Genomic DNA, 25,003 nt, shown 5'->3' on the forward strand with positions numbered 1-25,003 from the left:
AGGTACGAACTAACGAATGAGCGACTGAATGAGATCCTGATATTCCGGATTGGTCGAGATGTTTGTTTCAGCCGTTGCTAGTTCAAAATCGGCAAAATCAAAACCCGGGGCCACCGTGCAGCCCACCAGCGCATATGTGGTACCCGCGGCGGGTCGGGACGCAAACCAGCGGCCCGCCGGTACAACGGCCTGAAATACCTCGCCCGCGTCTGGGTTGTTACCTAATCGAATGATTTCCAGTTGACCTGCTTCGTCGAACACATATACTTCCAGCGGTCCGCCGGCGTAAAAATGCCAGACCTCATCGGACTGAATCCGGTGCAACGCCGAAAAGTGATGACTCTCCAGCAGGAAATAAATCGCCGTACTGAACGTTCGCTTGCCTGAGAACCGGGCGGGTAGGGCTGGTTGCGATAACCATTCCTCAGAACGGTACATTTCCCGGAAAAATCCGCCCTCAGGATGCGGTTGCATGGTATACTTTTCGGTCCAGTAAGAAGCCGGTTTCATATCGATTGACAAGGATTTCATCGCATAAATTTCAAAAATCCAAAAGTCGCGTGCAACATTTCAGAAAGCAAGCTTGTCCTTGGTACGAAATTGATTCATGAAGCGGTTGAAATCGTTGGTGTACGGAGGGTAGTAGAAAGGCAGGAACGTAGGGGGGGAGAAGAATTCATTTCAAAGAACCCGTAACCTACCTGTCTTTTTGAAACCGTTGGAACAGACGTTGTACCTTGACCGTCATTACTCACTCGTTGAAGCCTGCAAGCGGGGCGACCGTAAGGCTCAGTACGAGCTGTACCGGCTGTACTCGAAGTCGATGTTCAACGTATGTATGCGTATCCTCAACCACATGGGGGAAGCCGAGGACGTACTGCAGGAAGCGTTTCTGGATGCCTTTCAGAAAATTCACGATTTCCGGCAGACGAGTACCTTCGGAGCTTGGCTGAAACAAATTGTAGTAAACCGGGCTATTAACCAGTTACGGCAGCGAAAAGTGCAGTGGGTAGAGGTAGAAGAAGCCGAGTATGTAGGCGAAGAAGCGTTACTGCAAGATGAAACGGAGTGGGAAGTAGAACGCGTACGAGCCGCCATTCAGCGATTGCCCGATGGATTTAGAACCGTGCTGAGTCTGTACCTGCTGGAAGGCTACGATCACGAGGAAATTGCCGAAGTACTGGGCATTTCTGAGTCGACCTCCCGAACCCAGTACATGCGGGCCAAACGTAAGTTAGTAGAAATGCTCTCAACCTAGCAGTAGCGCATGACGCACCTTTAAGACTTTATCAGCAATTAATGTACGGCTAATGGCCAAAAATACCCATGAAAAAAGATCGTATCGAACGTTTTATTCGGGATAATCGGGAGGAGTTTGATGCCTTCGAGCCACCACTGGGATTGTGGGCGGACATCGAACGGCGATTGCCAGAAGCGATTATTCCGGATGCTGAGGAGAAGGAAACCAAGGTAATTCCGCTAGGAAATACCGCTGGTAACCGATCATGGATGCATTTCTTCGTCGAAAAAAGCTGGCGAATGGCCGCTGGAGTTGTGTTATTGCTTGGCCTGGGTTTTGTGGCCGGACAATACTTTATGAAACCCCGTTATACGGATCCCATTATTGCTCAGGTAAGTCCGGAAGAAGGGAAAATGGCGTTCCGTTACGCTTCGCTGATTGAAACGAAACGGTCCGAAATTAAAGCCATCGAAACGTCTAATCCCCAATTATACCGGGAGTTTGCTTCCGAAATCGAGCAGCTCGATAAAGATTATCAGAATTTGCGGTCAGAATTACCTCAAACTCCGAATCAGACCGAGCTGGTTGAAGCCATGATTCAAAACCTGCAATTACAGCTCGATATTTTAAATCGTCAACTACAGATCATCAACCGTATATCCAAACCTAGCCATGAAAAGACTATTTAGCGGTGTGTTCCTGGCCTTGCTTTGGGTGGTACCAGCTCTGGCTCACGAACAAGGTACGCTTGCCGAACGGAAACGTACCATTGTCAAATCCTTCAGTGCGTCCACGCGTGATCGACTGTATGTTTCCAACCAGCACGGCGAAATGAAAGTAAACCTTTGGGACCGAAATGAAGTCCGGGCCGAAATCATTATCGTCGGTATGGGGAATGATGATGAAGAAGCCCAGCGTTTTGTAGATGCCGTAGGAATTGAAGAGTCTCGTTCGGGGAATATTATTCGTCTGGAAACGCGGTACAACGAGCCCAAGGGTAGTTGGAGTTGGAAGAGCTGGGGACGTAGTTCAGACGAATCAAAATCGCGGGGGGTGAAGATTAGCTATACCATTCACATGCCCAAGTACATGCCATTGGATATGCAAAACCGCTTTGCTAATGCCACGCTGGCCGATTTTTCGGCTCCGTTACGGGTAAACACGCAATACGGTGATTTCACGGCCGACCGTCTGATGAGTACCGAGAATGATATTCAGGTAGAATATGGCAAGGCTATCATTCGCCAGCTTAACGAAGGCAATTTGAAAATTCAGTACTCCAAGCTGGAACTCGATAAAGCGGATCGTCTGCGATTGGTCAATAATTACGGAACCATGATATTGGATGAAGTAGGTGATCTGGAGGCTACGATTCAGTATTCCAAGGGAAAAATTGGGAAGTTGAAAGAACAGGCTCGGCTAAGCATCAATTACTCCGATAACGTCCAGTTGCCCGTCTTATTGCGGACGGTCAAAAATCTGGATGTTCGTTCCAACTATACGACGCTCCGGTTGCCGGTACGTGAAGATCAGGACTTGGATTTTGACGTAACCGTCACGTACGCCAACTTCGGTTATCCGAGTGCTCTGCCCATTAATTTTGTGATCAAAGACGATGGCAGCGACGACTCCCGTCAACGGTATGTCCCCAAACATACGAAAACCTATAAGGGGAAAGTAGGAAAGGGAGGCTGCACGGTACGCATCGTTTCCAACTATGGTCCCGTGAAGTTCATTGACTAAGCGTTGTTCCTCTGCAACACTCCTGCATACAGCCTGTTAAACGGTCGTATGCAGGAGTTTTTTTATTACGAATAGCATACTTACTTCCACTTTGTAAAAAAAATGGCTTCTTGGAAATATCCAAAATTAGCTTTAGAACCCTGTAGAAGGCTAATCCGGCGAGGATTAACGTAGAAGTAACGATAACCTAATAAATTATTATTCAGCGAGATAGTGTTTTTTCGTTAGAAAATTCATAATTTTGCGGGCATTTTCATTGGCGGTTATCCGTAAGGCTAGCTCTGTGTGACTCGAAGTGAGGGACGACAGGCGGTGCTGTAAGCACCGGTGGTAAACAAAGCGGATAACAGACAAACGACATCAGAAAACTTTCTTCTCCGATGCAAAGCATCCGTAACATTGCCATCATTGCCCACGTTGACCACGGCAAAACCACGCTGGTGGATAAGATCATCCACTACAGCAAACTCTTTCGCGAAAATCAGGAATTCAATGATCTGATTCTGGATAACAACGATCTGGAACGCGAACGCGGAATCACGATTCTTTCCAAGAACGTATCCGTTCGTTACAAAGACGTTAAAATCAATATCATCGATACACCGGGCCACGCCGACTTTGGCGGTGAGGTAGAACGTGTATTGAAAATGGCCGACGGCGTATGTCTGCTCGTGGATGCCTTCGAAGGCCCCATGCCCCAGACGCGTTTCGTACTTTCCAAAGCGATCTCGCTGGGTCTGAAAGTAATCGTGGTTGTAAACAAAGTTGATAAAGAAAACTGCCGCCCCGAAGAAGTTCAGGAAAACGTATTTGACCTGATGTTCAACCTCGGTGCGACGGAAGATCAGCTCGACTTCCCAACCCTGTTCGGTTCAGGTAAAGGTGGCTGGATGAGCACCGATTACCGCAACAAAACGGAAGATATCAGCCCGCTACTCGATGCCATCATTGAAAGCGTACCCCCGGCTCCTCAGCCCGAAGGTATTCCTCAAATGCAGGTAACGTCTTTGGACTTCTCTCAATTTACGGGTCGTATTGCTATCGGCCGCGTATTCCAGGGAACGTTGAAAGAAGGTGCTTCCATGGGTCTTTGCAAGTCGGACGGCAGCGTAAAACGCGTTCGGATCAAAGAAATTCAGGTATTCGAAGGACTGGGACGTGTGAAAGTACCCGAAGTAAGTGCCGGTGATATCTGTGCCATTACGGGTCTGGAAGACTTCGAAATTGGAGATACCGTGACGGATTATGATAATCCTCAACCCCTGGAGCGTATTGCTGTAGATGAGCCTACGATGAGTATGTTGTTTACGATCAACAACTCGCCGTTCTTCGGTAAAGAAGGTAAATTCGTAACGTCTCGTCACTTACGTGATCGTCTGTACAAGGAAATCGAGAAAAACCTTGCTCTCCGCGTGCAGCCTACGGATAGCGAAGACCGCTTCCTGGTATTCGGTCGGGGTATTCTTCACTTGTCTGTACTGATCGAAACGATGCGTCGCGAAGGCTACGAATTGCAGGTAGGTCAGCCTCAGGTATTATACAAAGAAATCGACGGTGTGCGTCACGAGCCCATCGAATTGATGGTCGTAGACGTTCCCGAAGCTACAGCCGGTAAAGTAATTGAGCTGGCAACGCAACGCAAGGGTGAACTCACGATCATGGAGCCGAAAGGTGATGTGCAACACTTGGAGTTCAATATTCCTTCACGTGGTCTGATCGGTCTGCGTTCGGACGTACTGACGGCCACCTTCGGGGAAGCCGTAATGACGCACCGTTTCCGGGCGTATGAGCCTTTCAAAGGCCCCATCCCAGGTCGGATCAACGGATCGATCATTTCTAAAGGTACAGGTGTAGCTACGGCATACACGATCGATAAATTACAGGATCGCGGTCGTTTCTTCATTGATGCCGGTGAAGAAATCTACGAAGGTATGGTTGTCGGTGAGCACAACCGGAACAACGACATTGTGGTAAACCTTCAGGAAGCCAAGAAGCTGACGAACATGCGGGCTTCCGGTTCCGATGATAGCGTACGGATTATTCCTAAAGTAAACTTCTCACTGGAAGACTCAATGGAATACATCCAGAAAGATGAATACCTGGAAATTACGCCGAAGTCGATGCGGATGCGTAAAATCCACCTGAATGAGAACGATCGTAAACGTGCGGAAAGCAAAGGTGCTTTCGCGGATGCGTAAGCATTCTGTGCGAATTGAATAAGAAAAGAGGCAGGTCAGTTTTGACCTGCCTCTTTTCTTAAAATGGAGTTTGTACGAATTTGCGTAGGCCGCATTCGTATCCTTATTTCGTGTTTTTATTGCTTAACTCGCTCATGTCGATCTCCGAAGTTTCTCCGCAGCTGGACACTACTGAACATCTGGAATATTTTGAACGGATTGCTCCGTCGCAGGCCGCGTATCGTCGCAAAAAGAACTATTACTGGGACGAAATCACGCAATACTGCGATTATTTCTCGCACGAAGAGCTTTCTATCCTTGAAGTAGGCTGCGGTACGGGTGAACTCATTGGTCAAATCAGAGGTCGACACAAAACGGGAATTGATTTTAGCGAGGGGATGATTACCGTGGCTCGTCAGCAGTTTCCACAGGTGGAGTTTCAGGTGATGAATGCCCGCAATTTGCAGCTAGATCGTCAATATGATTTGATCATCCTATCGAATCTAATTGGGTACATTGACGATGTTCAAGCTCTGTTCGAGCAATTACAGCCTTTATGCCATGAGCGTACGAAGGTCATTGTTAATTACTACAATTTCGTCTGGGAACCTTTCCTGCGAATGGCGGAGTGGCTGGGCGTGAAGCGAAAAACGCCCCGTCAGAACTGGCTCTCCCGCATGGACATTAACAACCTACTGTACCTAGCCGGGTTTGATGTGTACCGGAACAGCATGCGGATGCTTTGCCCCGTATACATTCCATTGATCTCAACATTCCTGAATAAATACGTAGCCAAGTTACCCCTCATTCGGCACCTGGCGATTAATCAGTACAGTTTTGCCAAACCTGCCGTAGAGGTAGAAGACTGGCAGAATCGGTTTTCAACGAGTATTGTGATCCCGGCCCGCAACGAAAGCGGAAATATTGAAAATGCGTTGTTACGCATGCCCCGGTTTGGAAAGCATCTGGAAATCATCTTTGTGGAAGGAAATTCTACCGACGATACCTGGCAAACCATCCAGCGGATTTATGAGCAGTACAAAGACCAGTTCGATATTAAAATCCTTCAGCAGGACGGTAAGGGAAAGGGTAATGCCGTACGGAACGGTTTCGCCGTTGCTACGGGTGATATTCTGATGATTCTGGACGCCGATTTGACGGTTCCGCCCGAAGACTTGCCTAAATTCTACGATGCCATTGCTTCCGGAAAAGGAGATTTCGTAAACGGCTCGCGATTGGTGTATCCGATGGAAAAGAAAGCTATGCGGTTTCTGAACCTGCTGGGTAACAAATTCTTTAGCCTGCTGTTTTCCTGGTTACTAGATCGGCCATTCAAGGATACATTATGCGGAACGAAAGTAATCTTTCGATCAGATTACTACCGGCTCATTGCTAACCGTAAGTTCTTCGGCGATTTCGACCCGTTTGGCGATTTTGATTTAATCTTTGGGGCCTTCAAATTGAATCTAAAAATTGTAGAGGTGCCCATTCGTTACCGGGAACGGACCTATGGTGATACGAACATTTCCCGCTTCAAACACGGATTTATTCTATTACGGATGTGTGCGTTTGCGGCCCGCAAACTGAAATTTATCTAAAACGAGATACAACCGTTGAATAAATAAATTTTCTGACGGTTAACTCACTTACGCATGGCACAGCTTCCAAAAATTTCCATTGTTACGGTCGTATACAATGGGGCCTTAACGATAGAAGATACCATACAGTCTGTACTGTCACAGGATTATTCTAACCTGGAGTATATCATTATTGATGGAGCTTCGACGGATGGCACGCTGGAGAAGATTCAGCCCTATCGGGACCGGATTGCTCTGGTGGTTAGTGAGCCAGACCAAGGAATTTGGGATGCAATGAATAAAGGATTACAGCGAGCTACGGGCGACGTAATTGGTATTCTGAATTCGGATGATGTATATGCTCATGCCAACGTATTGTCGAAAGTGATGAACGTTTTTGAAGAGCATCCAACAATTGAAGCAGTGTACGGAAATCTAAAATACATGGACCGGGGTTTGACGAAAGTTATTCGCGACTGGAAATCAAGACCTTATGACCAGCGGTTTTTCGAATATGGCGAAATGCCACCCCATCCCACCTTTTTTGCGAAACGATCGCTGTATGACCGTATCGGGTATTTAGATCTAAACTTTCGTTTAGGAGCTGACTATGAACTTTGCTTTCGGGCCATGCGGGTGCACCAGTTACCCACTAAGTGGATTGATGATTGCTTAGTACATATGCGAATTGGAGGTGAATCTAACCGTAGTCTTAAAAACATTGTAGACCAGCATCGTTTGAATATGAAGGCTTGGACAATTCATGGTTTACCCGTTCCTTTGTCCTTCCATTACGGTAAATTTATCCATAGGTTTAAACAGTTTTTATAGGTATTACATACAATTTGTTAACTTTGTAAGCGTTTATCCAGCGTAACCCCAACGATTGCCAACCTAACTTAATAAATGCGAAGTTTTTATACATTCGTACTAAGTATTATTCTTCTTAGTGCAGGAACTGTTCATAGTCAAGTTCCTGGAAAAGTTGAGCAGTTATCCGATGCTCAAATTCAAGAGTTCATTCAAAAATCCCAGGCTAGTGGATTAAGTGAAGCTCAAATTGAACAATTGGCTCTTCAGCGAGGATATACACAGCAGGATGTTATAAAAATGCGGGATCGAATTGCTAAGCTTAAAGCTGGGCAAACGAAAACGAGTTCTAGTCAGTCTGCTGAAACAGAGACTTCTCGTAAGCAAACCGAAGCAGTAGCGGAAAAAGCTCCTACGGTTGTTGCGAAACAACAAAGTACTTCTAAAACGGAAGCAGAAGATAATACAACGCAAACCAAGGAAGTGTTCGGTTCCAGTTTCTTCCGTAATGCAACCCTTTCCTTTGAACCTAACTTACGCATTGCTACTCCCAAAAATTACTCCTTAGGTCCTGAAGATGAGCTAAATGTCGAAATTTTTGGAAGCTCCGTACAATCTTATAAACTAAAAGTAAGTCCGGAAGGAAGCATTCGAATCGAAAATTCGGGCCCTATCCTGGTCAATGGATTAACCATTGAAGAAGCTAAAGCCAAAATTGCTAGTCGCTTACGGCAACTATATTCCATGCCAGGTATAGGTATTAACGTGACTTTAGGCAACGTACGTAGTATAAAAGTGACCATCACTGGCGAAGTAGTGCGACCGGGGAGCTATACAATTTCCTCGCTTGCTACGGTTTTTAATGCCATTTATCAATCAGGAGGTCCCACGGCGAATGGTAGTTTTCGCTTAATTCAATTACGTCGTAATAATAAGCTTATACGTACGATTGATCTCTATGACTTTTTACTTAAGGGAGACGAAAAAGATAACGTTGGCTTACGGGATCAGGACGTATTAGTATTTCCAGATTATCAAGCACGGGTAGAACTGAATGGTGAGATTCGTCGACCCTTGATTTTTGAGATAAAAGAAGGAGAAACCTTAAAAGACGTTTTTCAATTTGCGGGAGGTTTTACAGATCAAGCGTATACAGCGACCATTACGGTACGTAGGAATACGTCAAAAGAGCTTAAAATACTAAATATTCAGCAAGACTTCTTCGGATCCTTTATTCCTCAAAACGGTGATCGTTTTACAGTTGGTACTATTCTAGATCGTTACGAAAACCGAGTGCAAATTGCAGGTGCTGTGTTTCGTCCGGGTGAATATGCATTAGATGAATCCATTGGTACTTTAAAACAACTGATTCAAAAGGCCGAGGGTGTGCGGGGCGATGCCTTTTTAGATCGCATTTTCATTCGTCGAGAAAAGGAAAATTTGGATGTTGAAAATATCTCTGTTGATCTAGGTAAGGTACTAAGAGGAGAAATTGAGGATGTTAAACTCCAGCGTCAGGACTTCGTAACCATTAAATCAATTGAAGAGTTACGAGAAAAATACACGGTAAGTATTGGGGGGGCAGTCAGTAATGGCGGCAATTTCGAATATACCGAAAATATGACACTTAGCGACCTAGTTACGTTAGCCGGTGGATTTGCCGAAGGGGCCGTATCTTCACGTATCGAAGTATCCCGACGTATCAAACAAGAGGATACAACCGCTAAATCAAAAGCGAATGTACAGGTATTCACGCTGTCCATAGATAAAGATCTAAAAATCACCTCGCAAGAAAAAGCATTTACCTTGCAGCCGTATGATGTAATTTATGTGAGAACGGATCCGGCCTACGAAGCACAAAAGTTAGTAGAAATAGTAGGGGAGGTTAACTATCCAGGTAATTACGCGATCGAACGGAAAGATGAACGTTTAGTGGATCTTATTAAACGAGCGGGCGGATTAAAAGATAAAGCTTTTTTAAAGGCAGCTCGCTTCTACCGACAAGGAGAATTAGTAGCCGTAGATTTAGAAAGAATCATGAAAAATCCTGGTTCTAAGGACAACCTAAGATTGGAAGACAAAGACCGTCTACTAATCCCTCAAAAAGACGAATTGGTACGAATTGCAGGAGGGGTACTGAATCCAGCTACCGTTAATTACCAAGATAATTCCTTAGAAAAGTATATCGCTCAGGCTGGTGGTTTTACAGACCAGGCTATTCGAAAGAAAGTGTATGTAACCTATGCTAACGGAAGAACCAACACTACCAAACAGGTTCTAGGCTTCAAATCCTATCCCAAAATAGAGCCCGGAGCTACGATCAATGTACCCATTGAAGACACTACTATTCAGCGTAGAATGGAGCCAGCAGAACGAATTGCAGTATTTTCTTTGATTGGCTCTTTATTGATTGCAACAGGTTCTGTATTGGCTTCTGTACTTCGTAATTAATATATAAATTTTAGGATGGAAGCGAAAGAAGTTTTCCAAAATTCGAAGTATGATAGCTCTTCAGTCATTTACTTCGCTGATATTATAAAGTTTTTAAGAAAAAAATATAAGCTGATACTATTCAATGGGATAGTATTTGGAATATTAGGAGCAATATATTCATTTTCTCTACAAAGTGAATATGCAGCAAATACAAAGATATTACCAGAGCTACAAAGCAAAAGTAGTTTGGGTAGCTTTAGGGCATTAGCTGATCTAGCTGGAATCAACTTAGATAACATGCAGATATCAGAAGCTATTCGGCCAGACTTATATCCAAGTGTTTTACAAAGCAAACCGTTTTTATTGAATTTAAGCCAATTAAAGGTTAAAGCTAGTAGTAGTAATAAATCAGAGACAGTGGAACAGTTTTTGAGGAGGCAAGAAGATAGTTTCTTATTTAAAACCCTAATATCTAGATTCCAACGAACTAATAATATTGATTCTGCTAGGGATACAAAATTGATTCACTTAGAAAATAATTTTCAAAACCAGATAATAGTATTGAATCAACAGCAAGAAAAACTTTTAAAAGACCTCAGTAAAAGAGTTAAAGTTGAGTTGGATAAAAAGACAGGTATAATAATTATCGAAACGACCATGCCTGATCCCGTTGTAGCTGCTCTTACAACTCATTATACCACTGATTATCTCACAAATTATATATTAGACTATAGAAGTGCAAAACAATCAGAGCAGGCTAAGTTTCTGATTGCTCAGAAAGAAGCAGCAAAAAAGCGTTTTCAGAAGGCTGAACAAAATTTAAGAGCTTATCAAGATCGTAACCGTAACCCCTTTTTGACAAGTGTTACCAGCGACGCAAGCCAGCTACAATCAGAATTATCAATTGCACAAAATTTATATATTGAATTATCTCGGCAAGCTGAACAAGCTCAAATTAAAATAAGGGAAGAGTTACCAATACTAAAAGTACTTGAACCCGCACAAGTTCCTTTAAAAAGAAGTAGCCCTATACGAAGTCTGATTGTGATTCAATTCATGATTTTAGGAATAATCATTGGTTTGATAGTTGCTATCCTTAAAAAGTGAAGTTCAAAATACTTATTATATTATAAATGGGCTCTAAAAAATCAACTCATATTTCAACAATTAATGCTGTCTCAGCGGGTGCACAAGTAGTAATTGTAAACATGAGCTATTTTTTGAGCTATAAAATCATATTAAATGAACTAGGTAGCAGCTATTTAGGAGTATGGACGCTTTTATTATCAGTGTCATCTTTTGTAGGTCTCGCAAACTTTGGAATTGGGCCTTTAGTATTGAAGATTATAGCGGAGGCTAAAATAAACAACTTAAACAGTAATGTAGAAAAAATTATTGGTACCAGCGGATTTATAACATTAAGTTTTAGTGTAATTGTTGCTGGTGCTTTTTATATTTTATATCCTATACTATTGAATAATGTATTAGATAGTAATAGTTTATTACTGGCTAAATCTTTACTTCCTTATATTGCTATTTCCCTAGTAATAACAGCACATGTTAATTTATTAGGGTCTTTCCTTGATGCTTTACAATTAACTTATAAAAAAAACATATTTCTATGCGTAAGTAGTATTATGTATATACTTTTAACGTATATTTTTATTAAAGAATTTGGTTTATTAGGAGCTGCTTATGCTTGGATATTGCAAGGATTGATAAACTACATGTTATCTATAATATTGCTTAAATCAGAAATACCTTATGCTTTAAGAGCTTTTTTTAGATTTAATAATCCTTTGTTTTGGGAAATGATTAAGCAAGGCTCTAAAATGCAAATAATTTCCATTACAGGTATATTTCTAGAGCCGGTAACTAAGTTTTTTATCTCAAAATATTTAGGTGTAGCAGTTGTAGGATTCTATGAAATAGCTTCGAGAATTGTGAGCGTAGTAAAAATAATAATTTCGAATGCTACTCAAGTAATAGTGCCAAGATTTTCTATTTATCGTATAAACGGAGACGTAAAGAACGAGGTTAGCTTATTTACAAATACGTTTAATAATGTATTTTTTTTAAGTACAATATCTATAGGTGCTTTGATAGGTTGCTCAAGAATATTAGCTTATATTTTTATTGGAGAAAATAATATTTTTTTTACACAGACTATTATATTAATGTCGTGTGCTTGGTATGTTAATCTTCTAGCAGTACCTAGTTATTATACATACATAGCTCTAGGAAATGTCAACATTATTCTAGTTAGCCACATCGTGATGAGTTTTTTAAATTTAATTTTGTGTTATTGTATTGGTGGCTTTTTTCAATCACAAATGTTGATTGGAGGTTGGGCACTAGCAATAATTATATCATCTTTAATTATTTTAGTCCATTTTTATACTAATTATAAATATTTATTTGCGTTTATTAATATACCAAGTAAATTTTATTTTTTATTAAAAGTATTTTGTATGAATTCTATAATTTATATAACCACAGGATTATATGATTTTAATAATTTACACAAAATATATTTGTTTTTAATTATGTATTTTATGATTTCAGTGATTGTATATCTTAAAGAAATTAAAAATTTTTATTTAACCTACTTTACTAATGAAACAATCAGTTAAAAATTTACTCAATTCTGTCTTATTCATAATTCATGGGTTAATAAGTGTTTTGCCATTTCATACTGTCCGCATATTTATGTTGCGATTATTTAAAGCTAAAATAGCTAATAAAGTTGGTATATACAGAGGTTTTGAAGTGCGTCATCCATGGAAATTAAAAATTGGTGAGGGTAGTATTATCGGTCATAAAGCACTACTAGATTGTCGTAGAGGACTCGAAATTGGAAGTAATGTAAATATAAGCAATGAAGTTATGATTTGGACATTACATCATGATTATAACGATCCTGCTTTTGCTGGCGTGGGTGATAAAGTCGTTATTGAGGATTATGCTTGGATTTGTTCAAGAGCAATTATTTTACCAGGCGTTAAAATTGGATATGGTGCTGTTGTAGCTGCGGGTGCAGTAGTGGTTAAGGATATTCCACCTATGACAGTAGTGGGGGGAATTCCAGCCAAGAAAATTGCTGATAGAAATATCAACTTGAATTATAGTATTAATCAGTATATTTTACCTATTATATAGTTATGCAATGGCCTCTTATTTCCATTATCACAGTTACTTATAATGCTGAGGACGTTATTTGTAATACAGTAGAATCGGTTTTAAAACAAACCTATCCAAATATAGAATATATTATAGTTGATGGAATGTCTTCCGACCGTACTTCGGAGTTTATTGAAGAGTATAAGAAGAGAGGCTATATCAGTACATATATTCAAGAAAAAGATGAAGGCATTTATGATGCTATGAATAAGGGCATTAGTTTGGCGAAGGGTGAAGCTATTTTGCTATTAAACGCTGGTGATATCCTCTATAATAATGCTATCAAAAGATTAGTGGAAAAAAGTACAGGAGATATTAAAAACAGAATAATTTGCTGTGATTGGTTACTGGTATTTCCTCCTAAAAAGTTCTCATATCGAAGAAACGCAATGTTTGATTTTTCTAAAAAAATGGGGGTTTCACACCAAGGCTCGTTAATAGGAAAAGAAATTTATTGTAAAATTGGATTATATAATATTAAATACAAGTATGTTGCTGATTATGATTTCTTTATTAGAGTTTTTTTAAGTAATAGTTTTGTATTCGAACACGTAAATGAAGTGTTACTTGAATATATGTATGAAGGTACTACTACCAAAAGTGCTTTAATTCAATACAATGAAAATTTTGAACTTCGAAAATCCTATGGATTCAAAAACAATAATAAATTGATTTTCAAGTGCACTAATGCCTTTAGAGTTTTGTCTAGAAAATATCTAGGGTATGACGTAAATTTATATGGATACATGCTGTTAAAGATTTTTAAAAATGTTAAATGAAATAATTAGGCAAGTAACTTACATTAAGGATCGAATTACATTCAAACAGTGGTTTTTTATTGTTGCGATATTATCTATATCCGTCGATGGATTTCCATTATTTCCTGTTAGTAGTAATAATCGACCTTTATCTATTATATTTATATTTATTTATTATTTTATAGATAAAGTTGAAAAAAAATATTTTTATAAATATGAAGTACATATATATATATTCTATTTAATACTTTGGGTTTTTACTTATTTAAAGGCTTTTTACGCCTACCATGATTACCGTGGGTTGATAAAATTCACTGTAACTGGAGTATTTGGTGTAGTTAGTGTTTGTTCTTGTTTATCCTTTTATCAAGAGATTACAGATAAGTATAAGATTACAACTCTCATTAACATACTTGTCTATTCTTTAATTTTATCTAGTATACTGCCTCTTCTCGTTGGTTTTCTTCAATATTTGTCTTTAATAAATATTTTGCCCTATAGTTTTGTAAACTTTATAACACTTCTTTTTAGTTATAGGCCTCTAGAAGATAGAATTCAATTATTAAATACAGAACCTGCTCAAGCAGGTACCTTTTTAATATTCGTATTTTTTAATGTAATGGCTTTTTACAACGATAATGAAAGGTTTAAGGTTTTTTTGTTAATTATTATATTTATATTCATTGTTATTTTAAGTTCATCATTAACATATATGACTTTTTTGTTTGCCTTATTACTATATATAATATTATTTAAAAAAATTAATATTTATAAATTTATTAAGTTTATAATGGTCTTATTTGTGCTATCTCTCTTATTATTCTTCGTCAGCTCATATTTTCTTACTGATTATACCTTAAATAAGCTAATTTTCATAAAAGATTTAATTGTGAATTTTGATGAAGATTACATAGATAAAGTTTTTTTAGTTGATTTCTCTTCGTTTGATAGACTTACGACACCTATTACTGGTTTTGCATCCCTTGAATACTCTTATTTTATGGGAGCAGGAGGCGAGAGCTTTTTTTATTTATACGAAGATATAATATTAGATAGATATGCCTTTATGTTAAAAAATACAGACTTGCAAGAAATATTGATAAATAATATGCAATCTCCTAAGTTCTTATACAGTAAAATTGTTGCTGATTTTGGTATAATATTATTTACTGCAGTTAGTTTTTTTACGTACAAAATGTTTTCTATTTTAAAAAAATATTACTCCAGTGATACCCTTATTAAGTCTTTATCTTTGTGTGTTACTAACGCTGTTGTCAGTACTCACATGGCAAGTTATTTTAATTTTCAGATAATATTAATTATCTGTCTTTTTGTGTATTATGTTTTTTTTAACGGTCGTAGTAAATTTATAGATAAGATATGAGGAAGATATTATATTTAACACCTGTACTTTCTTATCCTTCTATACAAGGCCATCAAGTGATGGCTTATAATCGAATAGTTAGTTTATCGAAGAATGAGGACAATTATGTAACTCTTGTCTGTTTTTATGATGATAAGATTGGATATAGAACTCTTATAGAAAAATTGAGTATTTATAATGTTAATGTTATTGGAATATATTTACCTAAATACAAGTCTATTTTACGACTATTGAAAAGTATCATATCTGAAAATCCTTTCCAGGTATCCTATTATTACGATGATCAAATGTCTAAAGTTTTAAATAACCAGTTTTTAAGTGATTTTGATGTTATTCATTGCAGTACTCTGAGAATGGCTCAATATTGTATTGATTATTCCCATAAGGTACTACTGGATTTAATAGATAGTATGACGCTTAATATTTCAAGTCGATTGTCTAAAGAGAAATTTGTAAAAAAAATATTTTATAAAATCGAGTATCATAAGATTAAAAAATACGAAGAAAAACTAGTTGCTGCTTTTCCATTTATCACGGTAGTAGGTACTAAAGATAAATTAGCTATTGGTAACGATGAGAAAATTATTGAAATCCCATTAGGGATCAATACTGAGAAGTTTTTTCAATATAGTGAACTTAGTCTAGATAAACGGATTATCTTCACTGGTAATATGTCTTATACCCCTAATATTGTTGCAGTACAATGGTTTTTATCTAACTGTTGGGATATTGTAAAGTCCAGAGTTCCTGAAGCAAGTTTTTATATTGTAGGAGCAAATCCTAATAAAAATATTCTTTCTTTACATGGCACGAAAGGTATAATAGTGTTGCCGAATGTTGAATCTATTGCAGATGAATTAAATAAAGCTAGAGTGGCCGTCGCCCCTATGCAAATAGGGTCTGGTATGCAAAATAAAATTCTTGAAGCTATGGCTTGTTCTTTACCTGTCATTACAACCCCTTTAGGTTTGGGGTCAATACAAGCTTCAAACAATGTGGATATTATTGTAAGTGATGAGCCTCTTGATTACGCTGAATGTTGCATTAGCCTGTTGGAGAATTATGATAAGTGTAGGAGTATTGGTACTAAAGGTCATAATTTAGTTATTGAAAAGTATTCTAATGGTGTCCAAATAAAGAGGCTTGTTAGTTTTTATGATTCAATAATTAAATTAAAATAAACTGTTTATTTACTGATTTTATTATAAATTCGTTGAGTTGCATATTGGTCTAATGTGTGGTAAGCTATCAAAACATTAAATTATACTTTTATCATACTAGTTTGATTTATTTTTAATTATCTTGATTAATTATCATATTAATCAAGATGACTTTTTAAATATTGAATTTAATTATTAAAGCTGAGCATCAATGATGTTTTTAGGCAGAATACCTTTTATATCATATACGACAGTATCTTTTTTTCTTATATTATCCCATCTCAAGCTGTAAAATTCTTTATGCGCAAGAGCTAATATTATACAGTCATAATGCTCATGTGGTTCACTAGATAGAATTCCTATATCCTTTTTTACTTTCTCTGATTTGATTAATGGATCCCAGATATCCACTTGTAATTTAAATTCTTTTAATTCATTAATTAGATCAATTACTTTACTATTACGTATGTCTGGACAATCTTCTTTATAAGTAACCCCTAGTATTAAAACTCGACTCCCGTCAATTCGATGCCCTTTTTGAATCATTAACTTTATGACTTTGTTAGTAATAAAACTAGTCATCTGATCATTAATACGTCGTCCAGATAGTAGTACTTGAGGATAATAGCCTACGCTTTCTGCTTTATGTAACAGATAGTAGGGGTCCACACTGATGCAATGGCCCCCTACTAGCCCGGGACGGAAATTTAAAAAATTCCATTTAGTAGAAGCTGCGTCTAGTACATCCTGTGTATCAATACCTAATCGATCAAAAAGTAAAGCTAACTCGTTCATGAACGAAATGTTGACATCTCGCTGAGCGTTTTCGATAGCTTTACTTGCCTCTGCTACTTTAATGGATGTTGCCTTAAATGTACCTGCGGTAATGACACTACTGTACAATTGGTTTACAAAGTCTGCGACTTCGGGTGTCGAGCCGGAAGTAACTTTCATGATAGCCGTGATGGGGCGGGTACGATCACCAGGATTGATTCGCTCGGGTGAGTAGCCACAGAAAAAATCTTGGTTGTACGTAAGTCCACTTTCCTCTGCCAGTACAGGTACACAGTCTTCTTCTGTACAACCTGGATATACGGTGGATTCATAGATGACTAGATCACCTTTCTTTAAATGCTTGCCCACCATACGGCTGGCTTCCAGTAAATAGGAGAGGTCGGGACGCTTAAAAGTGTCGATGGGTGTAGGGACTGCAATAATATAAATCGAAGCAAAACGGAGATCTTCAGGTTGGTCAGAAAAAGTTAAGTATATAGCCTCCGCAATTTCTGTCGATGCTAGCTCTTGACTAGTATCTATATACTGCTGTAATTCGCTGATTCTTTGCTGATTAGCATCAAAGCCTATAGTTGGGTATCGCTTACCCATGGTGACAGCCAAGGGTAATCCTACGTAGCCTAATCCTATAATGGCTATCTGAATCGTGTTGGTAAAAAGCAAGTTATTAGTTGTATTTATGGTATTAACAGAGCTACTCATGATTATTTTTTTAATAAATGTTAACAAATACGTTGGTAGTATTGCCTGCTTGTTTTAGATTAGCAAGTGCATTCTACCGCCTAGATTTCGCCTGCTCAAGATTTCTGTAAACCCATATAGTTATGTTTCTATTCATGGCCGAAATTTAATGTATTTATGAATACACCTTTATATCCAACCTGCCAGCAATATATTCATCGGTTAAAGAGTAAAAAGTCAATCAGTAAACAAATCATTTTGTTTACGGGCTACGACTACTTTCTTCAGAAGCACGATTTGAAGGTTTTGTTAGCTCGATATCGTGAGGTGATCTTAGTGCCCCGGCTGATTGATGAGACCTATTTAGTAAAAGAAGCACTGGCTCCCATCTTTGAGAGCTATACGGATATTCATCTAGTAGCTAACCCCGAATACGATGAGCGGTACCGAATCATCTATGAATTTGCTGCCATCACTAATAAAAATATAAAAATTCTTACCGTTTACGATTTCTGTGAGAAGTACTTGAAGAAGGTATACGTCCCTGAATCCTACACGGAATCGAATCCACTGTTGAGTTCCTTGCGAAGCAGGAATTACCTTCAAAATTTAAGTAAAACGTTCATCGACTTTTCAGTATCATCCGTGTTACTGGCAGTTTCCAGTCCTTTGTGGTTACTAAGTCGGGTGCGTATTGCTCAAGAATCACCCGGTCCCATTTTCTACCGGCAAAGTCGGGTAGGACTCAACCAAGAGGAATTTTACTGTATTAAGTTTCGTTCAATGCGTTTGGATGCTGAAGCGGCGGGAGCCCAATTTTCCAGCAAAAAGGACAAACGTGTATTCAAGTACGGAGCTTTTATGCGGGCTACGCGTATAGACGAACTCCCCCAATTGCTAAGCGTTTTCCGGGGTGAAATCTCGTTAGTAGGCCCTCGTCCCGAACGGCGGATTTTTACGGAAAGTTTTGAAGAGGTGATCCCACACTATTCAAGCCGTCACATCATTAAGCCCGGTATTACGGGTTATGCTCAGGTCATGTACCCTTACGGTGCTGGAGCAAAAGATGCCCGCCATAAATTAATGTATGATTTGTATTACATTAAAAATTGGACCGTAGGGTTAGAGTTTAAGATCATTTGGAAGACCGTACTAACGGTGTTGAACTACAAAGGCTACTAATTTACGCTACCGTGCCAGCAACTAAAATTTTGCAGTATAGCCCATTGATCGTCCCATCAATGGGCTATTTCGTGAATGATGACTTCCTAACCCATTAGCTCTTTCCAATAGTCCGACTCTTTGATTAGAATAATCGCAATACCCGCTACGGCACCTGAAATCACTAATTTCCAGTCGTGTTTCTTGACTCGGAATAGGTCAATGAGTACCCACGCAATTGTTAAAATAATGAGGACGATTAGTAACTGACCCAGTTCTAGCCCCAAATTAAAGGCCAGTAGTGGTTTGACAATCGATGCTTCTTTTCCCAGCAAACTACGTAGGAAGTTAGAAAAGCCCATCCCGTGGATGAGACCGAAAAACAGGGCCATCAAATAACGGGGGGTAGCATTCACGGGTGGGTCAGGAGTTAAGATACTGTCCGTACGACTCTTTTGAAATAGATTGGTGATAGCCGTGAAAAGGATCGTTACCGGAATCAGAAACTCAATCACATCCGTACGGTATTGAATATATTGAAGCGTGGCCAAAGCCAGGGTGACGCTGTGACCGAGTGTAAAAGCCGTAACTAGAATCAGCACGCGTCGCCAGTCGCGAAGCCGATAAATCGCACATAAAGCGATGATGAAAATAATATGATCGTACCCGTTAGGGTCAGTAATATGTTCGTAACCGAGCTGTAGGTAGAGGGCAAATTCGTTCATAGGAAATGGGTTAGGTCCGAATACTAAAGCAAAAGAGGTTTGAAAACAACTTTCAAACCTCTTTTGCTAATCACTTTTATTAATACTGCTCCGTAGTTGCGAAGAAGAAATTAGATTCGATGGCCGCGTTTTCATCCGAATCAGAACCGTGGATGGCATTCGCTTCCATGGACTTTGCAAACAGCTTCCGAATGGTTCCCTCTTCGGCATTGGCCGGATTGGTTGCTCCAATCAACTTACGAAAATCGGCTACTGCATTTTCTTTCTCCAGGATCATTGGGACGATAGGACCAGAAGACATGTAGGCACAAAGATCTTTGTAGAAGGGGCGTTCAGCGTGAACGGCGTAAAATTCACCGGCCCGGTGCTGCGTTAGCAGGGTTTTCTTCAAAGCTACAATGCGAAAGCCAGCCTCTTCAATGAGTTTGATGATTGCTCCCGTATGACCGTCTGCGGTGGCATCGGGCTTGATCATCGTAAATGTGCGGTTGCTTGCCATAGATTCGTTAAAAGTTAAAGAATTTAGATTGGGATGAATGGACTAATCTGCTGAAATCCAGCGATAAGTCAGGATATACGAATGAATAGAACCGGCAGTGTACCGAAATTCTGCCCGCAATTTAGGGATACATTTTTACCGAAAGGACAAGCCGTACACAAATGCAAAGGTTTTTGCCCTGTTTTTCAATAACTTTGCCCGCTCGTAAAAATTATCCTTGAATTTATTCGTTGATAAATTTCTGAATTTCAAATATTTAGGTTTTTACCTGGAAGAGATTGGTCGAATACGGGAGCGAACAGAGGAGTTGCATTAACCCAGAAAAGTCACATAATCCCTGTGCCGCAGTAGGATTACTAAGAAAAAATGAGCGATTTGAGTCTGAATCCACACGCGTTAGAAGCCTTGAAAAGGCTGGTTGAAACGCCGCAACGGGTAGTAATCACTACTCATTATAATCCAGATGCTGATGCTTTAGGATCTTCGCTGGGCTGGGCTGGTTACTTACGTAAGAAAGGCCATACCGTCCGGGTTATTACGCCATCCGAAGCTCCTCGTTTTCTGGCTTGGATGCCGGGCAACGAAGACGTCATTGAGTTTAGCCAGCGAACTGTAGCTTTGGCTGCTCAGACCGTTGCCGCGGCTGACGTCATTTTCTGCCTGGATTTTAATGCTCTGGCTCGCCTACATGATTTGGAAGCGATCATTCGGAATTCACCCCTGCCCAAGGTGATGATTGATCATCATCATCACCCCGAAGATTTTGCTTCGATTGTTATTTCTGAACCCACGGCAGCGGCCACCGCTCAGCTCATCTATCAGCTTATCAACGAACTCGGTGGTAAAGAACTGCTTGATGTAGCGATCGGTGAATGTCTGTATGCGGGCCTGATGACGGATACCGGTTCTTTCCGCCACCCCAGTACTAATCCTGCCGTGCACCGTATGGCGGCCGAGCTGATTGAACTAGGGGTAAATACCAACCGGATCCACCGGCTCATTTTTGATAATAACTCACTGGGCCGTATGCAATTCCTGGGGTATGTACTCTCCCAGAAATTGAATGTACTTCCCGCGTATCGGGCGGCTTACGTGGCTTTGACGGCCGAGGAGCTGAAACGCTTCAATTCGCAGACCGGCGATACGGAAGGGGTTGTAAACTATATTCTTTCCATTGAAAACGTCGTGATGGCCGTGCTGCTGATCGAACGCGATCGGGAAGTCAAACTTTCTTTCCGCTCGGTGGGGGATGTCGCTGTCAACGAGTTTGCCCGGAAGCATTTCAATGGGGGAGGGCACCGGAATGCAGCGGGTGGTCGTACGCAGGAATCGCTCGATGAGGCCGTAACGCGACTGATTTCGCTCTTGCCGGAAATTAAAGACCAATTGGATGAAGCCTAAGCTTCCAAGCATTCCGTACTTTTGTAATTAAACTCTGAAATAGAATCAATTCTCATGCAAAAAAAACGATGGGTGCTGCCGGTTTTGGCTGCTGCCACGCTGTGGTCCTGTAACCAGTTTAAGGTTAGTGTTGCGGAAAATGGAGTAAAGTACCAGTTTCACGAACACGATGAAAAAGGGAAAGTAGCCAAAGACGGAGAGGTACTAACGTTCCATATGGTCGTGAAAACGCCGGGTGATTCCGTACTGCGGGATTCTCAGAAGGAAGGGCAACCCCTGGTAATGCTGGCTCAAAAAGGTCCCTACAAAGGAAGTTTCGAAGACGGAATGAAAATGTTGGCGGCTGGTGACAGTGCTACTTTCTTTATCAGCGTAGATTCCCTGTTCCGCGGCCCAGGGGCCACGCAATTGCCTCCGTTTGCCAAAGCAGGTACGGATTTTAAATTTCAGGTAAAACTGCTGAAAATTGAAACGCAGGAAGCGTTCCAGAAGCGGGCTGAGACCGAACGTTCGGCTCGTCCGAAGAAAGAAGCAGGTGATATCTCCGCATACATCGCTAAAAATAACCTGAAAAACGCCGTAACCTTACCTTCAGGGGTACAGTATGCTACGACGCAGCCAGGTACGGGGCCCGCTCCTGCGAAAGGAGATACGGTGAAAGTATTCTACGCTGGAAAACTCCTGAGCGGAAAGATTTTCGACGAGAATCACAAAGAAGGATTGACCTTCCCCGTAGGTATCGGACAAATGATTCCTGGTTTTGATGAAGCGGTTCAAACGATGAAAAAGGGCGAAAAAGGGGTAATTATGATTCCTTCGGCCTTAGGATACGGCGAACAGGGTTCCCCCGGAGCTATTCCTCCTAATTCAGTATTAGTTTTTGAAGTAGAGCTTATTGATGTCAAAAAAGGAAAATTACCGGTATAAGCCGCTTTTTTAATTTTTTTGAAAATTTACTTGGATTTATTCCAACGGAAAGGCACCTCTTTGGTGTCTTTCATCGTTTTCTAACAAAAAATTATCGTTACAATGAAACTGTATCTTCCTCTTGTACTGGCCGGTGCCGCTCTATTGACCGGGTGCAAAGGTCTTAATGATGATTATCAAGAAAAGGCCGAAGAAAATGACAAACAAATTCAAGCCTATATTACATCTAATGGTTTGACGCCGACAAAATCTGTCTCGGGTATTTATTATCAACTCGGTGGAACGACCAGCGGCCGTAAACCGCAAGTAGGAGAGCAAGTGCGTTATACCTATTCTTTGATGCAACTCAACAATCAGATTGTTGACACTACCTTTAAAACGAAGGTAGCATCGGGAACCTGGGGACTCAATTTTAGTCGGGATAACGGAGCACTATTGGAAGGTCTTTCCCTGATGGGAGTCGGTGGAACTAATATCGTATTAAGTCCGCACTCTCGGGCCTATGGAAGTCAACAGTACGTTGACTCTACCGGAAAAGTAATTCTGCCCTCGTATTCAGCCGTTCGGTACGACATCAAAATGTTACGGGTGTTGAATGAAGCCGAACAAATTGAAGAGTACACCATGAGCAAACAATTGAATGTTACGGAAACTACCTCGGATGGCCTGCGATATATTCGTATTACTGAAGGAACCGGAGCTCAATTAACTACCGGTAAAACAGCTACTGTACGGTACCGAGGACAGCTATTGAACGGTACGAAGTTTGATGAAAGTCCAGTTGCTGGTCTGCCGTTTACGGTAGGGGTATCTTCAACTATTTCAGGATTTAATCAGGCTCTGCAAAAAATGAAGGTAGGTGGAAAAGCGATTGTGATCTTACCTTCGGCTATAGCCTATGGAACCCGAGGACGACTGAATGATGCTCAAAATGCGTACACGATTCCACCGTACGCTCCCATATTATTTGAACTGGAAATTCTTTCGGCTAACTAATAAGAGAATACGCTTAAAAGTAAAACCCCGGCTTCTCAAAAGCCGGGGTTTCTTTTTATCCTTGGAAACGTCTCTTCACAATTTCGTAGAAGTCATCGGCCTCATCGGCGACATCCCGCCACTTGTATTGAGTTGAATAAACCCGATTCATCAAATCTTTGGCCTGATCGAAACTCTGGCATTTTTCGAGCTCATCTACGGCATGATGGTACGCCGCGGCGTCACCCTGAAAAAGCTGGTTGATGAAAATGAATTTATGGTTGAGTGAAATGAAGCTATGCAAGCTGGCAATCGGTTTATGTTGAAACTGACTGCTTACAGTTTCTTCGGCAGCGGAGGAATTTTGCCGAAATTTTTCGTTAAGGTTCGTCGGTTGCATGGCAAACGGATCGCTGACACTAGCCGTCACATCTTCCGCAACGGTAACGGGAGGTGCTGTAGGAATAACGGCGTAATCCGGAGCAGGGACCGAAGGGCTGGGAATCGTTGAAGCCATGGGTTCTGGTCCGGAAGACTCCGATCGGCTCACCAATGATGAACCTGCGTATCCTTCTTCCTTCGAAGGAGACGATCCCGCCATACCCGGTGCTACCTGTTCGAAAAAAGTAGAAGAAGCCTCTTTTACGTACAGCGTAGATTCATCCAGGGGTAGCGTTTTCGCAAACTGATCTAGGATAGTGGACGTGGCATCCAGACGGCTTGGTTCATTCAGTAGCGAATCCAGCCACAAAATGGCTTGGGTTGTACTGGCCGCCGCTTCCGTACCCAGGCGTTCGGCCAGACCACCGGCAATACTGGTGTGAATGCGATTGTATTTTTGAAAAGCTTTGAGTTGATCAGCCGTAAGCTTGTAATCCGGAAGCTCGCGTAACCAGCCCTGGAAATACTCCTTAGGGGCTAGTAACAGTTCCAGACTTTCGTGCGTAGCTTTCGCTACCAGAGGTTCTAGATCTTCACGTTCGACGGAAATGTGCTGCGATACCGTATTGAGAAAGCTCTGGAGGGCCGTTTTGACTTCGGCACTTTCAAAGTTGAAATACGGGCTACGAAAGGCAGCCGCCGTTTCTTTCCAGGCATCGTACAGATCTCGGATGACAAAAAGGTTAACCTGGGATACCGGACTGAAACGGAGCAGGGCATCACCGTTGATTCGATTTTGCTGAGCGTACTGTTCATTGCAAAGTTGTGCGGCATACGCTTTAGCGTATGTTTCAACTGCGGTCACGTCTAACTTCGGCATAAGGCTATCGCGAATAGTTCTTTTAAAAGTAAAATCAAACGGAAGTATCAGCAAGAACGCTCCCGTTTTTACCCAATTGCAGACGCATAAATACAAAAATCCCCGCCAACTGACGG

At 40.7% G+C, this 25,003-nt stretch carries 22 protein-coding genes; 17 read left to right on the forward strand and 5 right to left on the reverse strand.

Annotated features, from left to right (window positions below):
- Positions 1-9 precede the first annotated feature (9 nt).
- Positions 10-510 carry a cupin domain-containing protein gene (locus tag C5O19_RS01095; protein WP_104709532.1) on the reverse strand — a complete coding sequence of 167 codons (501 nt, stop codon included), beginning with the start codon at positions 508-510 and terminating at the stop codon, positions 10-12.
- 208 nt (positions 511-718) lie between these two features.
- Here C5O19_RS01095 and C5O19_RS01100 point away from each other — a divergent pair, with 208 nt between their 5' ends.
- From C5O19_RS01100 to C5O19_RS01160, 13 genes are all read left to right on the forward strand, one after another.
- Positions 719-1,258 (forward strand): RNA polymerase sigma factor, encoded by a 540-nt coding sequence (locus C5O19_RS01100; RefSeq protein WP_104713779.1) that lies wholly within the window; start codon positions 719-721, stop codon positions 1,256-1,258.
- A 68-nt stretch (positions 1,259-1,326) separates the two neighbouring features.
- Complete coding sequence (locus C5O19_RS01105; protein ID WP_104709533.1) at positions 1,327-1,929, forward strand: hypothetical protein; 603 nt, start codon at positions 1,327-1,329, stop codon at positions 1,927-1,929.
- Positions 1,913-2,983, forward strand: a complete 1,071-nt coding sequence (locus C5O19_RS01110; protein WP_104709534.1) for a hypothetical protein — start codon at positions 1,913-1,915, stop codon at positions 2,981-2,983. The genes C5O19_RS01105 and C5O19_RS01110 overlap by 17 nt, the downstream gene beginning before the upstream one ends.
- Positions 2,984-3,363: 380 nt before the next feature.
- The gene (typA, locus tag C5O19_RS01115) at positions 3,364-5,181 is read left to right on the forward strand and encodes a translational GTPase TypA (RefSeq protein WP_104709535.1); all 1,818 of its coding nucleotides are present in this window, start codon (positions 3,364-3,366) and stop codon (positions 5,179-5,181) included.
- A gap of 134 nt (positions 5,182-5,315) precedes the next feature.
- Positions 5,316-6,758, forward strand: a complete 1,443-nt coding sequence (locus C5O19_RS01120) for a bifunctional class I SAM-dependent methyltransferase/glycosyltransferase family 2 protein (RefSeq protein WP_104709536.1) — start codon at positions 5,316-5,318, stop codon at positions 6,756-6,758.
- 54 nt (positions 6,759-6,812) lie between these two features.
- A complete protein-coding gene (locus tag C5O19_RS01125; protein WP_104709537.1) occupies positions 6,813-7,568 on the forward strand; it encodes a glycosyltransferase family 2 protein in 756 nt (251 codons plus the stop codon).
- A gap of 75 nt (positions 7,569-7,643) precedes the next feature.
- Positions 7,644-9,998, forward strand: coding sequence for an SLBB domain-containing protein (locus C5O19_RS01130; RefSeq protein ID WP_104709538.1), 2,355 nt, complete (start codon positions 7,644-7,646; stop codon positions 9,996-9,998).
- Between the two features lie 15 nt (positions 9,999-10,013).
- On the forward strand, positions 10,014-11,087 hold the full coding sequence (locus tag C5O19_RS01135) for a GNVR domain-containing protein (RefSeq protein ID WP_104709539.1): 1,074 nt from the start codon (positions 10,014-10,016) through the stop codon (positions 11,085-11,087).
- 26 nt (positions 11,088-11,113) lie between these two features.
- Positions 11,114-12,613 (forward strand): oligosaccharide flippase family protein, encoded by a 1,500-nt coding sequence (locus C5O19_RS01140; RefSeq protein ID WP_104709540.1) that lies wholly within the window; start codon positions 11,114-11,116, stop codon positions 12,611-12,613.
- Positions 12,597-13,139, forward strand: coding sequence for an LbetaH domain-containing protein (locus C5O19_RS26445; protein WP_165795909.1), 543 nt, complete (start codon positions 12,597-12,599; stop codon positions 13,137-13,139). Before C5O19_RS01140 ends, C5O19_RS26445 begins: the two co-directional genes overlap by 17 nt.
- Positions 13,140-13,141: 2 nt before the next feature.
- A complete protein-coding gene (locus C5O19_RS01150) occupies positions 13,142-13,939 on the forward strand; it encodes a glycosyltransferase family 2 protein (protein WP_104709541.1) in 798 nt (265 codons plus the stop codon).
- Positions 13,929-15,302, forward strand: a complete 1,374-nt coding sequence (locus C5O19_RS01155) for a hypothetical protein (RefSeq protein WP_104709542.1) — start codon at positions 13,929-13,931, stop codon at positions 15,300-15,302. The genes C5O19_RS01150 and C5O19_RS01155 overlap by 11 nt, the downstream gene beginning before the upstream one ends.
- Complete coding sequence (locus tag C5O19_RS01160) at positions 15,299-16,483, forward strand: glycosyltransferase (protein ID WP_104709543.1); 1,185 nt, start codon at positions 15,299-15,301, stop codon at positions 16,481-16,483. Before C5O19_RS01155 ends, C5O19_RS01160 begins: the two co-directional genes overlap by 4 nt.
- A gap of 174 nt (positions 16,484-16,657) precedes the next feature.
- On the opposite strand, the gene C5O19_RS01165 is transcribed toward C5O19_RS01160, so the two are convergent.
- Positions 16,658-17,959 (reverse strand): nucleotide sugar dehydrogenase, encoded by a 1,302-nt coding sequence (locus C5O19_RS01165; protein ID WP_317046449.1) that lies wholly within the window; start codon positions 17,957-17,959, stop codon positions 16,658-16,660.
- A gap of 156 nt (positions 17,960-18,115) precedes the next feature.
- On the opposite strand from C5O19_RS01165, the gene C5O19_RS01170 reads away from it, so the two are divergent.
- Positions 18,116-19,120, forward strand: a complete 1,005-nt coding sequence (locus tag C5O19_RS01170) for a sugar transferase (protein WP_104709544.1) — start codon at positions 18,116-18,118, stop codon at positions 19,118-19,120.
- A gap of 86 nt (positions 19,121-19,206) precedes the next feature.
- Here the strand turns inward: C5O19_RS01170 and C5O19_RS01175 are convergent, their stop codons facing one another.
- Both C5O19_RS01175 and C5O19_RS01180 read right to left on the reverse strand, forming a co-directional pair.
- On the reverse strand, positions 19,207-19,824 hold the full coding sequence (locus C5O19_RS01175) for a HupE/UreJ family protein (RefSeq protein ID WP_104709545.1): 618 nt from the start codon (positions 19,822-19,824) through the stop codon (positions 19,207-19,209).
- Positions 19,825-19,903: 79 nt separating this feature from the next.
- The gene (locus tag C5O19_RS01180) at positions 19,904-20,323 is read right to left on the reverse strand and encodes a nucleoside-diphosphate kinase (RefSeq protein WP_104709546.1); all 420 of its coding nucleotides are present in this window, start codon (positions 20,321-20,323) and stop codon (positions 19,904-19,906) included.
- Positions 20,324-20,689: 366 nt separating this feature from the next.
- On the opposite strand from C5O19_RS01180, the gene C5O19_RS01185 reads away from it, so the two are divergent.
- The 3 genes from C5O19_RS01185 (at position 20,690) to C5O19_RS01195 (ending at position 23,647) form a co-directional block, all read left to right on the forward strand.
- Complete coding sequence (locus C5O19_RS01185; protein WP_104709547.1) at positions 20,690-21,724, forward strand: DHH family phosphoesterase; 1,035 nt, start codon at positions 20,690-20,692, stop codon at positions 21,722-21,724.
- 54 nt (positions 21,725-21,778) lie between these two features.
- On the forward strand, positions 21,779-22,651 hold the full coding sequence (locus C5O19_RS01190) for an FKBP-type peptidyl-prolyl cis-trans isomerase (protein ID WP_104709548.1): 873 nt from the start codon (positions 21,779-21,781) through the stop codon (positions 22,649-22,651).
- 102 nt (positions 22,652-22,753) lie between these two features.
- Entirely contained in the window at positions 22,754-23,647 is an 894-nt protein-coding gene (locus C5O19_RS01195) for an FKBP-type peptidyl-prolyl cis-trans isomerase (protein WP_104709549.1), read from the forward strand.
- Between the two features lie 55 nt (positions 23,648-23,702).
- On the opposite strand, the gene C5O19_RS01200 is transcribed toward C5O19_RS01195, so the two are convergent.
- Positions 23,703-24,887, reverse strand: coding sequence for a hypothetical protein (locus tag C5O19_RS01200; RefSeq protein ID WP_104709550.1), 1,185 nt, complete (start codon positions 24,885-24,887; stop codon positions 23,703-23,705).
- Between the last annotated feature and the right edge of the window lie 116 nt (positions 24,888-25,003).

It is taken from the genome of Siphonobacter curvatus, assembly GCF_002943425.1.
Lineage (GTDB): Bacteria > Bacteroidota > Bacteroidia > Cytophagales > Spirosomataceae > Siphonobacter > Siphonobacter curvatus.